The organism is Flavobacterium sp., from assembly GCF_028712645.1.
In the GTDB taxonomy this organism is placed as follows: domain Bacteria; phylum Bacteroidota; class Bacteroidia; order Flavobacteriales; family Flavobacteriaceae; genus Flavobacterium.
In genome coordinates this window covers 1-13371 of the sequence record NZ_JAQTPQ010000086.1, presented here as the reverse complement: position 1 = coordinate 13371, position 13371 = coordinate 1, and the positions used below count along the sequence as shown (strand labels likewise).

Genomic DNA, 13371 nt, shown 5'->3' with positions numbered 1-13371 from the left:
AAATATTATCAAAAAAGGAGGCTATCAGGAGTTTGAGATTTCGGCATCCGATTATCAAAACATAGGGATAAGCTATAAATCAGGGGGAAAACACATCTATTCAATAATTACTGCTGGTTATAATTTCACTCCAAAAGAATTAATGATTTATGGCTTGGGATTAGGAACTATAATGGATATTACTCCAAAATGGAAATTCAGACCTGAATTGGTGTGGAGTACTTATTTAGATAAATCGTTCAAAAACCAACCCAATACGAGTGCTACTCATTTGAAATTTGGATTAATGCGAAAACTAAGCATTAAAATGGCAATTTCTTTTATCCCAAGCCTCTTTATGTCATATAAAGAAAAAAACGGAGCGACTTATGGCTATGAAATTAGCAAAATAAATCCTTTCTCTTCTAATAGTAATGCAAGTAGAAAAATTGAATATGGCTACGGCATAGGAATTGGAATATCATTTTTAAAAAACAACAAAAAAATTTAATAAACAATAACAAAAAAATTAATGAAAACAAAAATTAAAATATTTGCTGTCTTTCTTTTCACTGCTGTTTGCTATTCGCAACAAAAAGTGACAATCAGTGGAACTATAAAAGATTCCAAATCTACAGAAACCCTTTTTAGTGCCAATGTGTACATTAATGAATTGAAAATAGGCACAAGTTCAAACGAATATGGTTTCTACTCCCTCACTGTGCCTGCAGGTAACTACTCTATTAAAGTGAGTTATGTTGGTTTTCAAGATATTGAAGAAACTGTTTTACTCACTCAAAACACCAAAAAAGATTTTTCACTCACCGAAAATGATAGAAATCTTCAAGAAGTTGTGGTAAAAACCAATAAAAGTCGTGCTGAGATCAATAATACCGAAATGAGCGTCAACAAACTATCAATACAAACTATCAAACAAATGCCAGTAGTTTTTGGCGAAGTTGATATTTTAAAATCTATTTTGCTGTTGCCTGGAGTTACAAATGCAGGCGAAGGACAATCCGGTTTTAACGTACGTGGGGGTTCTGCTGATCAAAATTTAATACTTCTTGACGAAGCTACAGTTTATAATTCGTCACACTTATTTGGCTTTTTCTCTGTTTTCAATGCTGATGCCATAAAAGACCTGAAATTGTATAAAGGTGGAATCCCTGCAAGGTTTGGCGGAAGGCTATCATCTGTTTTAGATATTTATCAAAAAGATGGGAATAAAGAGAATTATAAATTTTCAGGAGGAATTGGTTTAATTTCGAGTAGATTAACTGCAGAAGGGCCGTTGTCTGGAGGGAAGGGCTCATTTCTTGTTGCGGGTCGAGGTTCCTATGGCCATCTGTTTTTGAAATTGGCAGATAATCAAAACTCGGCGTATTTCTATGATTTGAACACAAAACTAAATTATAAACTCAACAATAAAAACAAGCTTTTTCTTTCGGGATATTTTGGAAGGGATAATTTTGATTTGAATGACGCTTTCGTGAATACTTTCGGAAATTCATTTGGAAATTTGCGTTGGAATCATTTGTTTTCGGATAAACTATTTTCGAATCTGTCATTAATATATAGTGATTATTATTACAGTTTATCCGTTGACTATTTTGGAATAAAATGGGATAGCGGTATTAATAACTTTAACCTGAAGTACGATTTTAAATATTATTTAAGTAACTCAACAAAAATAACTTATGGTGCTAATGCACAATATTACAACTTCAATCCTGGAAAAGTTACTCCACTTGGTGAGGATTCAGGAGTTATTGCAACCCAATTAGACAAAAAATTTGCGTTTGAACCTTCATTCTATCTTGATGTTGATCAAAAAATTTCAGATAAATTGACCGTCAATTACGGCTTGAGATACAGTATGTTTTATAGATTAGGTAAACAAGATATAAATATTTATGCCAATAATCAAGCCGTGAATTTTAATAACAATTTTAAAATTTATGAAAAAGCCACACCAATTGGTGTAAAAAAATATGACACTAACGAAGTGATCGCAAAATTTGATAACCTAGAGCCAAGATTAGCACTATCGTTTGCTTTTAACAATAATCAATCGGTTAAGGCAAGTTACAATCGAATGACTCAATACTTGCATTTGATCACTAATACAGGTTCCCCAACACCACTAGACATTTGGTCACCAAGTGATGATTTCTTCAAACCTCAACTGTTAGACCAATTTGCTATTGGTTATTTCCAAAATTTTAATGATGATAAATATTCCCTTGAGGTAGAATCGTTCTATAAAAAAATAAAAAACCGTGTAGATTATATTGATGGAGCAGAATTAATAGCTAACAATGCGCTCGAACAAGTCATTTTAAACGGAAATGGCAGAGCGTATGGATTAGAGTTGATGGTGAGAAAAAATACAGGTACATTAACTGGCTGGATATCCTACACATTATCTAGAACCGAACAGCAGACGCCAGGCAGAACTCCCCAAGAAACAGGTATAAACGAGGGAAAATGGTACAGATCAAGTTATGATAAATTACATAATTTATCTGCAACAGCAACTTACAAATGGAACGATAAATGGAGTTTTGGGTCAATATTTACCCTACAATCAGGGCAACCAACAACATATCCTGATGGTCAATATGAATATCAAGATATTATTGTTCCAAGTTATGGGTTACGAAATGGAAACTCTCTACCTGCATTTCACCATTTGGACATTTCTGCAACGCTCACACCCCGAAAAAATAAAAATAGAAAATGGAACAGCGAATGGGTTTTCAGCATTTATAACCTGTATAACCGCAAGAATACTGCTTCAATCAATTTTAGACAAAATACAGATACTGGAGCAAATGAAGCTGTTAAATTTTACATATTTGGCGTAATGCCTGCGGTAACCTATAACTTTAAATTGTAAAAAAATGAAGAAAATATTTATCATAGTAAGCCTAATTTTATTTACAAGTTGCGAAGAAGTTGTTAATGTTGATTTAACAACAGCGGCACCAAGATTGGTAATAGATGCCTCCATCAATTGGGAAAAAGGAACCTCAGGAAGTTCACAGACAATTAAATTAACTACAACAACTGGTTATTATCAACCACAAATCCCGAAAGTAAGTGGTGCAACAGTTACTGTTACCAACAGTTCAAATACAGTGTTTAATTTTGTAGAAACACCTAATACAGGTGAATATGTATGTACCAATTTTGTTCCTGTTTTGAATGAAAACTACACACTTAAAGTTACTTATAATGGGCAAAGCTATACAGCTTCCGAAAAATTATTACCAACTCCCACTATTTTAGATGTAGAACAAAAAAATGACTTGGGCTTAAATAACGACGAAATTGGTTTGAAAATTAATTTTAAAGACATTGTCAATCAACGAAATTATTATTTATTCCGGGTTGATTCTGATTTAAATGCATTTCCCGAATATCAATATGTTGATGATCAGTTTACCGACGGAAATACGATGTCGTGGCTGTATTCGCACGAAGATTTAGTGAAAGACAAAAAAATATATTTCACACAATATGGAGTTTCTGAAAATTATCATAACTATATAAAACTTATTATTAATGCTTCTGCAGGTGCAAATAATGGACCCTTCCAAACTATCCCAACCAAAGTGCGAGGCAACATAATCAATCAAACTACTGAAAAAAATTATGCTTTGGGTTATTTTAGGCTATGCGAAATAGCAAAATCAGATTATACAGTTAAGTGATTTTTGCAAAAAAACACTATATGATATCAGGTGATTTACGAACAAACAAATAATAAGCGTTTATTTCAATTTTAAATATTATGAAAAATTTATTTCTCAAAAAATCAACATTCTGCTTTTTAATTACGATTTCATCATTACAATTTAAAGCTCAAAATATATATACCGAAAATTTTGATGATGTTACAAACTTAACTAGTCAAGGATGGATAATGACCAATCAAAGCGACATCTCTCTTTCTAGCTGGTATCAGGGTATTCCAGAAGCTTTTTCATCGTTTGAAGGCGAGCCAAATTCTTTTGCTCAAGCCGATCCCAATAGTAGCAATTTTGGAAACATTAGCAATTGGTTAATAACACCTGATATAAGTTTAAAAAATGGAGATGTTATTTCATTTTACACACGTGATTTAAGTGATGATCGTGCGGATAGGTTAGAAGTAAGGATTAGTCCAAATGGAATATCGTCAATAATTCCAAGTGGTGGTTTTAGCGATTTAGGCGACTTTACTCTTTTGGCATTATCCATAAATCCAGATTTAACAACCACTGGGTACCCATCTATTTGGACACAATATACCTACACAGTCACAGGCTTAACTGGCTTAACTATTTGCAAAATTGGATTCAGATATTTTATAAATGAAGGAATTCCACCGATAATAAATGGTGAAACAATTGGTATTGACAGTTTCAAGATTGATAGAGAAAATTTGGATAGAATTGATTTTACAAATAGCAATTTAGAAACATTTCCAAATCCGGTTAAGAGCATTCTCAACATACAAACAAGAGAAAATATCAAAAAAAATTATGTATTTGATGTACTGGGCAAAAAAACAACTACCTCCCCTATTTCAAATAATTCAATTGATGTTTCTTATCTAAAACAAGGTATCTATATACTAAAGGTTATCACAGAGAAAGATAAAATAATGGTTACAAAATTTATTAAAGAATAAAATTCATTGACATATAATAACTTAAAATTAACTCTAAATCCAATCAAAAAAAACAAATTTGAAAACTGTATAAATGAATAAGTACAATACATTATTATTCTAAGTTTCTTCTAATTTGCGAAACACCAAACGAAACTGGATAGACAAAAACTTACCACAAATCAGGTAGTGAAAATTACAAAAAACTAGGTATATACTACACTTTTTTAAAATCCTACCTTTGACTAAATAAAAAATTATATAACTCAAAAACTAAATCAAAATCAAAATGAAAAAATCTAAACTATTAATCATTTGTATATCCATTTTCTCTTTGACATTGAATGCTCAAATAAAAAAAGGAACTAATCTAGCCGATTTAGGCATTGGTATATCCTCTTATGGCGTCCCAATACATGCAGGATTCGAGCATTTAATTACCAATGAAATTGGTGTTGGAGCTTCAGTAAATTATACTTCATATAAAGATACAGGATATTTAAGTGACTATAAATGGACTTTTATTTATGGTGGACTAAAAGGGAATTATCACTTTAATGAATTATTAAAACTGGATTCTAAATTTGATGTTTATGGGGGTTTAACTCTTGGATATTGGAGTGCATCCGAAAAAAACAGCAACATTTCATATAGTTCAAGTTATGGTAATTCCGTATTTTTTACAGGTCAAATAGGAGCAAGATATTTCTTCGCAGACAACATCGCAGCTTTATTAGAAGCAGGAGGAGGTAATATTTCTGGTCTAACGGCAGGAGTATCATTTAAATTTTAAAAAACATCTAAACACAATGATTATGAATAAAATTAAAACATTAAAAACTATAACTTTTTCGCTAATTCTACTAATTATAACTTCTTGCAGTAAAGACGATAATAATTCTTCAACTAATGAAAAAACAATAAAATATGAAATTACTGGAAATTATTCTGGTCAACTTTTAGTGATTTATAATGACAATGTATCCGGCAATACAACAGTAACTGTTTCTTCGTTACCTTGGAGTAAAACAATAAATTACCCATCTAATGTTCTTGGAATTGGTATTGGAGGCAATGGTATTGTTGGAAAATTGGGAACAGCAGGACAAACTGTAAGTGTTAAGATTTATAACGGAACCACTGTATTAAAATCTGGAAGTGCAACTGCAGATGCTAATGGAGCAATAACTTTGTCAACTTTGGCTCATGTTTTTCAATAATGAATTGTTGTTTTTGGGTATTTTTGGTTGGTAACACGGACTGCTTCTTTTGTTAATAATAATTATTGAAAAATAAATTAAAATAATAAAATACAACTTGCAGTTCGTGTTTCCTTTTTTGCCTAAACTTTTAAATAATTATAAATATAAAAGATAGTATTACCTGAATTTAAAGTACATACTGACTTCGTCAAAAAATTTATATAAAAATCATATTTCTCAAAACTATGAAAACAAAAACTTTTTACGCAATATTTTTTCTGATTATTATGTACTCCTGTAGTAATGATACCAATGTACCCAGTGCTGAACCTATTTCCGATTTAACATTAGATAATTTAGTAGATTTAAACTCAAACATACCACATGATTTTTATAATGACTTAATTTTTACTAATGAGAATACTGCTTATGCAATTTCTAGATTAGGAAAAATAATTAAAACCACTGACAGTGGCACAACTTGGAATTCTTTAAACTCAACGGTTAGTTTCTATCTCAAAAAAATTCAATTTGTTAATCCAAATGTTGGATATGTAATTGGTGGAGACGATACGGGTAGTTATCTTCTTAAAACTACAAATGCAGGTCAGTCTTGGATTGTAATCAACTTGAATAGCATTGAAAAAGGATTTCCTACAGGAATCTTTTTCAAAAACGAAAACCAAGGATTCATCACTGGAAACAAACTATTTATAAAAACAACAGATGGCGGGCAAAATTGGACCAATGTTCAATCTAACTCAACTGAAAACTTTAATGATGTAAAATTTAAAAATAATAGTTTCGGAATTGCTACTACAGATAAAAGTAATTACTACAAAACTACAAATGGAGGGACTAGTTGGCAATCCATCGAGTTAACTAAACAAAATAATTTATCTCAAATATATTTTGTTTCTGATAAGTCCTTTATTAAAACTGGCAATAAATTAGTTGACATTGACAATAATAATATCATAACATTACCTAATCCGGTAAATAAATTACAATTTTTAAACACATCTAAATGCATCGGTATAGGGCAACATTATGAAACAGGATTTTTTCCTTATGGAGATATTACATTAACAAACGATAATTGGGCTACATTTCTACAAAAAAGTTATCAATTTTCTAGTGAAGTAAGTGATTTTACTGCTATTGCTAAAATAAATAATCATAAAACGATGATTATAGGTACAGGCCAACTTTATTCAAAAATCAAAATTATTACTTATTAAGCTCAAAAAATCATAAATAATATGAACAAAATAAAACAGTTTTTAATTATAACATTGATTTTAAATTTTCAGTTATGTTTTCCTCAAAAACAAACTAAAATTCTACCCGATGATAAATCTATAGACAAAACCTTTTTGAAATCAGATAGCTTCACGATGGGATATTCCATCAAGCAGAATGGATCTTATGTTGAAATTGGAAATTACGAAACTAAAATTACTGTCAGCGATAAAAGATTTGATGTAAAAACAGCATTGATTTTTCACAACTCTAATATACGGTGGGAAGACCATTTTATAGCAGATGTAAATAGTTTTAAACCAATAAGTTATTCTTCTAATAGAAGTGGAGATAGGAACCTTACTTTAAGTTTTGCAAATACTATAACTGGAGAGTTTCAAAACAATAAAAATGGTAAAAAGACTCCCATCAAAGTTAACAGTAAAGAAGATTTTTTTGATATTTCTATTTATCCATTTATTCTAAAAGCCTTACCCTTGGAATCGGGATATAAAGCAACAATTCCTGTGTATGACTATGAGGCTGTAGATGCAAACAAAAGGTTTTGCAATATTGTAATTAAAGAAGTAAAAACTGACCTCTATATTTCGGATCTTACTGGCGAACACAAAGTTTGGAAAGTAAGTGTTTTTGAAGAAAGTACGAAACACAATTTTCAATATTTCATTGATAAAATCAATCGTAAAATTTGGCAAATTACCATTGTGTCTAATAAAGGTGATACTATTCTTCTAAAGAATAAGGAAACAGATTTTAATCCATTTCAAAATAAATTTGACAAAGAAGAAACGCTAAAATTAGTGAATGATGGCAATACCACGATAGAAGGAGTCGCTTTTGCTAGGGATAATGAAAACGAAGGAATGCTAAAAGGAATGGCAGTACTAAACATTAATAAAAAACAATTTGCTCCAAAAGGGACCACTATAGTTTTAATGCCCTATACAGCTTATTTCAAAGAGTGGATGGAACTAAATAAAAAGCAGGCAAAAATTAAAAATGCAAAAACCATTCCTTTACCAAAAGATGCTTTTGAGTGCTTTAAATTCACCACTATTTATGACGATAATGGTCATTTTGAGTTTACCAATTTATTACCAAGCGACTATCTACTTAGCACTTCATTTGGATATAACCATACAAGCAAAAGATCCGAAGTAACTGGAATGTCAGATGTTTACATAGGAGGAAATTATGTAGGTAGTAATGTTTATACCAGCGTGTTTTCTTACTCCGTAGCAGGTAAAGCCAATGTGCAAAAAGTGGTAAATGTTGTAAAAAACGGAGACAAATTACAAGTCAAATTAAAGAAAACACTTTAAAAAAAATCACTATGAAAACGCACCAATTGCTCATAACTCTAATTGTAAAACTTAAAAATGGCTTAAAATATTAGTATCGTTCAAAACAAAAGTAAATCAATAAATTGGATATAAATAAAAACAAATAATTACCAACCTATGAAAGAATTAAAAAAATATTTGACTATTAATAGCATTTTTTCAGTCCTAAGTGGTTTAACAATGTTACTATTTTCGACATATCTAAAAAAGTTTTTCAATATAAACAATAATTATGTTTTTCCTGTCATTGGTTCAAATTTATTAATATTTTCAATATTTGTTTGGTATGTTTATAGCAAACAATTGACAAATAAATTGTTGGTAACAATAATTACAATTTTTGACGTGCTTTGGGTCTTTGGAAGTTTTTTCATCCTACTCTTTGGACTATTTGATTTGTCTAAAAACGGTAAAGTCATTACTACTATTGTAGCAGTTTGGATAGCATTTTTGGCTTATAGTCAATTTAAAAACAACAAATAATTATTGAGAGAAAGTATTCAACTGCTATTATAACTTAGTAGGTGGTTACAACAAAAATGGCGCTCATAATTTTAATTGGCATTATGTAGATGGCTCTTGGGAATTAATAGAAGTAGGTATAGAAATTTATGATGGCTGCGCTTATACAGAAGCCGAACTCGATAATTATGCAAAAACCCTTGGCATATATGGTGGCTGGAATAATAGAATTGTAGAAGAAATTAATCTCTAAAATCAAAACTAAAAATGAAATTCTTTTCGACCTCTGCTTATCTTGTTTAAAAATTTACTATTGAAATACATCCATTAACAAAGTATTTACGTCTATATAATTAAACTTAAAATTTAAAAAAAATGAGCAAAACAACAAAAATAATAGTAATTACCTATTTGGCTTTTGGAATATATTTTCTGCTAGATGGACTGTATTTTAATGCAATTAGAGAGTCAATAAATCAAGTTATTAAAAATGGTGGAATCAGTCATATCCTTACTTATATCATTTCAGGTTTACCTTTATACTTGGGTGTGATACTAATTCATAATAAAAACAAAGTGACCGATAGTTTAGGATTCCTGGGCTCATTTTGGCAAGGGTGCTACATTTCGCTTCTATTTACTTTACCAATGTTTATTGGCTTTGCACTGATGTTTAAATTAAATTCTGAAATGAACTTGGATGAATTTTTAATAAAAGTAGTTGCTGCGGCTTTTTTTGAGGAATTGTTTTTTAGAAGTTTACTTTTCGGCCAAGTATTTCGATTTACCAAAATGGGTTTTATACCTTCTGTTTTATTTGGTGCCTTACTATTTGGTTTCATTCATTTATATCAAAGTCAGGAATTTTATGAATCGATTGGCATTTTTGCCATAACTTTTTTAGGCGGAATTCTGTTTGCTTGGGTATATGCCGAATGGAATTACAATATCTGGATTCCAGTCTTTCTACATCTATTTATGAACCTTGCTGCAATGACGTTCTCAGCAACCGAAAACGCTCTTGGCGGAATTTATTTCAATGTGTTTAGAACCATTACTGTGCTTTTAGTGATTCTTGGAACAATTATTTACAAAATGAAAAAAAATAGTAAGCTTGAAGTTCACAGGCAAAATTTATGGATAAAAAAGATCACTCATAAATCAATTAAAAACTAATAATTAAAAACAGCACTTACAATTTTAATGGTCACATTTGCAAGGACGATAACAATACCCCAGCTGACAGCCCAAATGTAAAATATGAAATTACCGGAAATGCAACCGGTACTTTTGATGCAACCTACATTACAGCCTCTGGTTCTGGAGCTAACGTTATATCCGCCTCTTTGCCTTGGTCAAAAGAAATAGTTGTTCAAACTGGTGTTACCACCGTATTATTGAATGCAGCAGTAATTGGAGCAACTCCAAGTAAAACAATCACTGCAAAAATAGTTGGGGTGGTGTAGTAAAAAAAGAACAAACTGCAACAGTACAATCAAACGGTACAGCTATTATTAATGCATTAACTTATACCCTAAATAACACAATCTTCATACAATAAAATATTCTGATTATGAAAACAATTCTAACTACTGCCCTTATTCTATTTTCAATTTTATCTGTAAAAGCACAAAACAACTTACCAGAGTTTAATGACAAACCAGCCTATTTTGATGCGAAAACAAAAGAATTAAAAGAATTAGAAAAGTCGCAATACAATACAATGGCTAAGGCAAAAGGTCTATTCAAAGCCGAAGGCGGTTTTTTCTTAAAGGGAATTTCATCTTCCGTTAGAATTCCAAAGCTGGAGGAACTAAAATTTGTTGTTAAAACAACACCCGGAGCAGACCCTACTTCAGTTTTTGACTTAGTGCAATTCGAAATTAGAAAGGATCAAAGAGTATTTATAACAACAAAAGCCAAAACAACAAGCACTTCAACTTCATTCGAAAAAATAAATTATGAAGTAAAAAAAATAAAAGAAGGGTACTATTATTTAATAGTTAAAAATCTCGGTAAAGGGGAATATTTTCTTGGAACAAGCGATTTTATGTTTGCCTTTGGTATAGATTAATCTTTTGAATAGTGTAGAATTTAAACCTAATATTAATGTGTTTCTTTCATTTTTCGAAATCAGTACAACATCTTATCCTATTGGGATTGCTTGGTATTGAAATAAATAAGAAAATTAAAGCAAAACACTAAAAAAATAAGTACTTGCTTACACGCAAGTCCATTTGTTAGCATCCAAATTATGATTTTTGTATCATAATTTGGAATTAGAAAAGATAAACATTACAAAATATAATTAGAAAAAAATATTTTTTTAAGCATAGGGCATTCATTTTTAAATGGTTTTGAATTAGTAAGCTATCCATTGAATCTTTAGTTTTTGATTTATAAAATAATGCTCTTTTGCTTGAATAATTGGTGATTTTTCAAAAAAGTTGATGAGTGTATTGAAGCTAATAAGTAATTAATTTAAGTAAATTACTTTCATCAACAATGAATCAATACCTAAAAGATTTGTCTTTTATTGAGACATCAATAATCTTAAAATAATTCCAATCTAGATAATAGTCTTCTCACTAAATAATAGTCTTCTCAATTGTTAAATGGAAAAAAATGTGCTACTAAATTCAAAATAAAAAATAAAAAAATTACAGCTATGAAAAAAAGTGTACTTAATGGATTATTAAAATTAACTTTCCTGTTATTTTCATTAATATCAATGGCTCAAACAACCTATTATGTTGATAGTACTAAACCAGATAACTCAGGTACTGGTACAAGTTGGTCAACGGCTAAAAGAGATTTACAAATTGCCATAAATACTGCAACCAGTGGAGACCAAATTTGGGTTAAAGCAGGAACTTATTTACCAACACATGACCCTTTCGGCAGCTTAACCCCGGCAAATAACAGAGACAAAACATTTACACTCAAAAATGGTGTGAAAATTTATGGTGGCTTTTCAGGCACAGAAAACTTGTTAAGTCAAAGAAACTGGCAAACAAATTTAACAACCTTAAGTGGAGATTTAGGGACACTAAACTCCTTAACAGACAATGCGTATCATGTTGCTATCAGTGTGAATTTAACAAGTGCAACAGTTTTAGATGGAGTAATTATAACAAAAGGATATGCCACTGCTCCAAACGGCTCACAAATAACAGTTAATACACGCATTCTTGAACGATTTTATGGAGGTGGCGTTTTCAATATCGAATCAGCAACAACTTTCACAAATTGCACAATCAAGGGGAATAGTGCTGATTGCACAAATCAGGACAATGATTCATTGGGAGCAGGAATCGTTAGCTTGAATTGTTTTTCAGCTTTTGAAAGCTGCATAATAGATAGCAATTCATTTTTAATTGGAGGAAATAGTTTTGGTGTTTTTGGTGCTGGAATGTTAATATCTGGAGGAAATTGTGTAATAAACAAATGTGTATTTTCAAACAATACAAGTGGTTCAGGATTTATAGATGCTTCAAGAGGAGGGGCATTAAATTTAAATGGAACTCATACTATAACAAATTCCGTTTTCTATAATAATTCTGCTCAAAATGGTGCTGCATTACAATTTGGTGGTTCTGCTGATAACACATCAACTGTTACAAACTGTAGTTTTGTAAACAACACTTCGTCTTTTGTTGGAACTGGCTATCAAGGCTTTTCAAAAGCAACGTTCAAAAACTGTCTCTTTTGGAATAATGCACCAACTGTAACTGGTGTAGCAGGTAGAAATGAAATTTATAGTCAGGATGACAGAGTTGGATTTCAGCCCTCTTTTCAAAACTGTATTATCAAAGATGCTTTAGGAAGTCCTTTAGCAATAACAAATTCAATTCTTGTAAACTGTTTAACTAGCAATCCACTATTTGTTAATGCACTAGATGGCGACGGATTGGACAATATATGGGCCACATCAGATGATGGACTTGCAATACAAGGAACTAGCCCTGTAAAAAATATTGGTCTAACGGGTGCTGGAATTCCAACAACAGATATAATTGGAAACCCAAGAGACAGCCAACCTGATTTAGGAGCTTATGAATACCAAAATCCATGTGTAAACCCAACTGTTTATAATGTTAACGGTGGAGGTTCTTATTGTGCGGGCGGCGTAGGTCAAGTTATTGTGGTCTCAAATTCAGAAAATGGAGTAACTTACCAACTAAAAAATAGTGCCACTAATGTAGGAAGCCCTATTAATGGAACGGGAAATTCAATCAGTTTTGGAAACCAAACTGCTGCTGGAACCTATACAGTTATGGCAACACGAACTTTGGGTGGTTGTTCTTCGACCATGAATGGAAGTGCCAGTATTACAGTTAATCCAAATATAACACCAACATTCATTGCTGTAAATCCAATTTGTTCAGGCGCAACTTTATCTGCTTTACCAACAACTTCCAACAATGGTATAACAGGAACCTGGTCGCCTGCACTAAATAAT

The 13371-nt window shown here is 31.1% G+C and carries 13 protein-coding genes; all 13 read left to right on the top strand.

All coding sequences use genetic code 11. From position 1 onward, the window contains the following. The coding region (locus PHC28_RS08350) for a hypothetical protein (protein WP_300098619.1) at positions 1-490 on the top strand (490 nt) is incomplete at its 5' end. Between the two features lie 21 nt (positions 491-511). Then, positions 512-2881 carry a TonB-dependent receptor gene (locus PHC28_RS08345; RefSeq protein ID WP_300098616.1) on the top strand — a complete coding sequence of 790 codons (2370 nt, stop codon included), beginning with the start codon at positions 512-514 and terminating at the stop codon, positions 2879-2881. Positions 2882-2885: 4 nt separating this feature from the next. After that, a complete protein-coding gene (locus tag PHC28_RS08340) occupies positions 2886-3698 on the top strand; it encodes a DUF4249 domain-containing protein (protein WP_300098613.1) in 813 nt (270 codons plus the stop codon). A gap of 80 nt (positions 3699-3778) precedes the next feature. Beyond that, positions 3779-4660 (top strand): choice-of-anchor J domain-containing protein, encoded by an 882-nt coding sequence (locus tag PHC28_RS08335; protein WP_300098610.1) that lies wholly within the window; start codon positions 3779-3781, stop codon positions 4658-4660. A gap of 268 nt (positions 4661-4928) precedes the next feature. Then, entirely contained in the window at positions 4929-5432 is a 504-nt protein-coding gene (locus tag PHC28_RS08330; protein ID WP_300098607.1) for an outer membrane beta-barrel protein, read from the top strand. A 22-nt stretch (positions 5433-5454) separates the two neighbouring features. Beyond that, positions 5455-5859, top strand: a complete 405-nt coding sequence (locus tag PHC28_RS08325) for a hypothetical protein (protein WP_300098604.1) — start codon at positions 5455-5457, stop codon at positions 5857-5859. Positions 5860-6086: 227 nt separating this feature from the next. Beyond that, positions 6087-7082 (top strand): YCF48-related protein, encoded by a 996-nt coding sequence (locus PHC28_RS08320; protein ID WP_300098602.1) that lies wholly within the window; start codon positions 6087-6089, stop codon positions 7080-7082. A gap of 21 nt (positions 7083-7103) precedes the next feature. Further along, positions 7104-8426 (top strand): hypothetical protein, encoded by a 1323-nt coding sequence (locus PHC28_RS08315; protein WP_300098599.1) that lies wholly within the window; start codon positions 7104-7106, stop codon positions 8424-8426. A gap of 138 nt (positions 8427-8564) precedes the next feature. Next, positions 8565-8930 (top strand): hypothetical protein, encoded by a 366-nt coding sequence (locus tag PHC28_RS08310; protein WP_300098596.1) that lies wholly within the window; start codon positions 8565-8567, stop codon positions 8928-8930. 354 nt (positions 8931-9284) lie between these two features. Continuing rightward, positions 9285-10085 carry a CPBP family intramembrane glutamic endopeptidase gene (locus PHC28_RS08305; protein WP_300098593.1) on the top strand — a complete coding sequence of 267 codons (801 nt, stop codon included), beginning with the start codon at positions 9285-9287 and terminating at the stop codon, positions 10083-10085. After that, a complete protein-coding gene (locus PHC28_RS08300) occupies positions 10085-10375 on the top strand; it encodes an MmpS family transport accessory protein (RefSeq protein WP_367278012.1) in 291 nt (96 codons plus the stop codon). Before PHC28_RS08305 ends, PHC28_RS08300 begins: the two co-directional genes overlap by 1 nt. A 107-nt stretch (positions 10376-10482) precedes the next feature. Continuing rightward, entirely contained in the window at positions 10483-10983 is a 501-nt protein-coding gene (locus tag PHC28_RS08295; protein ID WP_300098590.1) for a hypothetical protein, read from the top strand. A 594-nt stretch (positions 10984-11577) separates the two neighbouring features. Beyond that, on the top strand, positions 11578-13371 hold a 1794-nt coding region (locus PHC28_RS08290; RefSeq protein ID WP_300098587.1), incomplete at its 3' end, for a choice-of-anchor Q domain-containing protein.

Coding starts and splice junctions, on each gene's coding strand:
- PHC28_RS08345 (WP_300098616.1), top strand. CDS start 512: ATGAAAACAAAAATTAAAATATTTGCTGTCTTTCTTTTCACTGCTGTT.
- PHC28_RS08340 (WP_300098613.1), top strand. CDS start 2,886: ATGAAGAAAATATTTATCATAGTAAGCCTAATTTTATTTACAAGTTGC.
- PHC28_RS08335 (WP_300098610.1), top strand. CDS start 3,779: ATGAAAAATTTATTTCTCAAAAAATCAACATTCTGCTTTTTAATTACG.
- PHC28_RS08330 (WP_300098607.1), top strand. CDS start 4,929: ATGAAAAAATCTAAACTATTAATCATTTGTATATCCATTTTCTCTTTG.
- PHC28_RS08325 (WP_300098604.1), top strand. CDS start 5,455: ATGAATAAAATTAAAACATTAAAAACTATAACTTTTTCGCTAATTCTA.
- PHC28_RS08320 (WP_300098602.1), top strand. CDS start 6,087: ATGAAAACAAAAACTTTTTACGCAATATTTTTTCTGATTATTATGTAC.
- PHC28_RS08315 (WP_300098599.1), top strand. CDS start 7,104: ATGAACAAAATAAAACAGTTTTTAATTATAACATTGATTTTAAATTTT.
- PHC28_RS08310 (WP_300098596.1), top strand. CDS start 8,565: ATGAAAGAATTAAAAAAATATTTGACTATTAATAGCATTTTTTCAGTC.
- PHC28_RS08305 (WP_300098593.1), top strand. CDS start 9,285: ATGAGCAAAACAACAAAAATAATAGTAATTACCTATTTGGCTTTTGGA.
- PHC28_RS08295 (WP_300098590.1), top strand. CDS start 10,483: ATGAAAACAATTCTAACTACTGCCCTTATTCTATTTTCAATTTTATCT.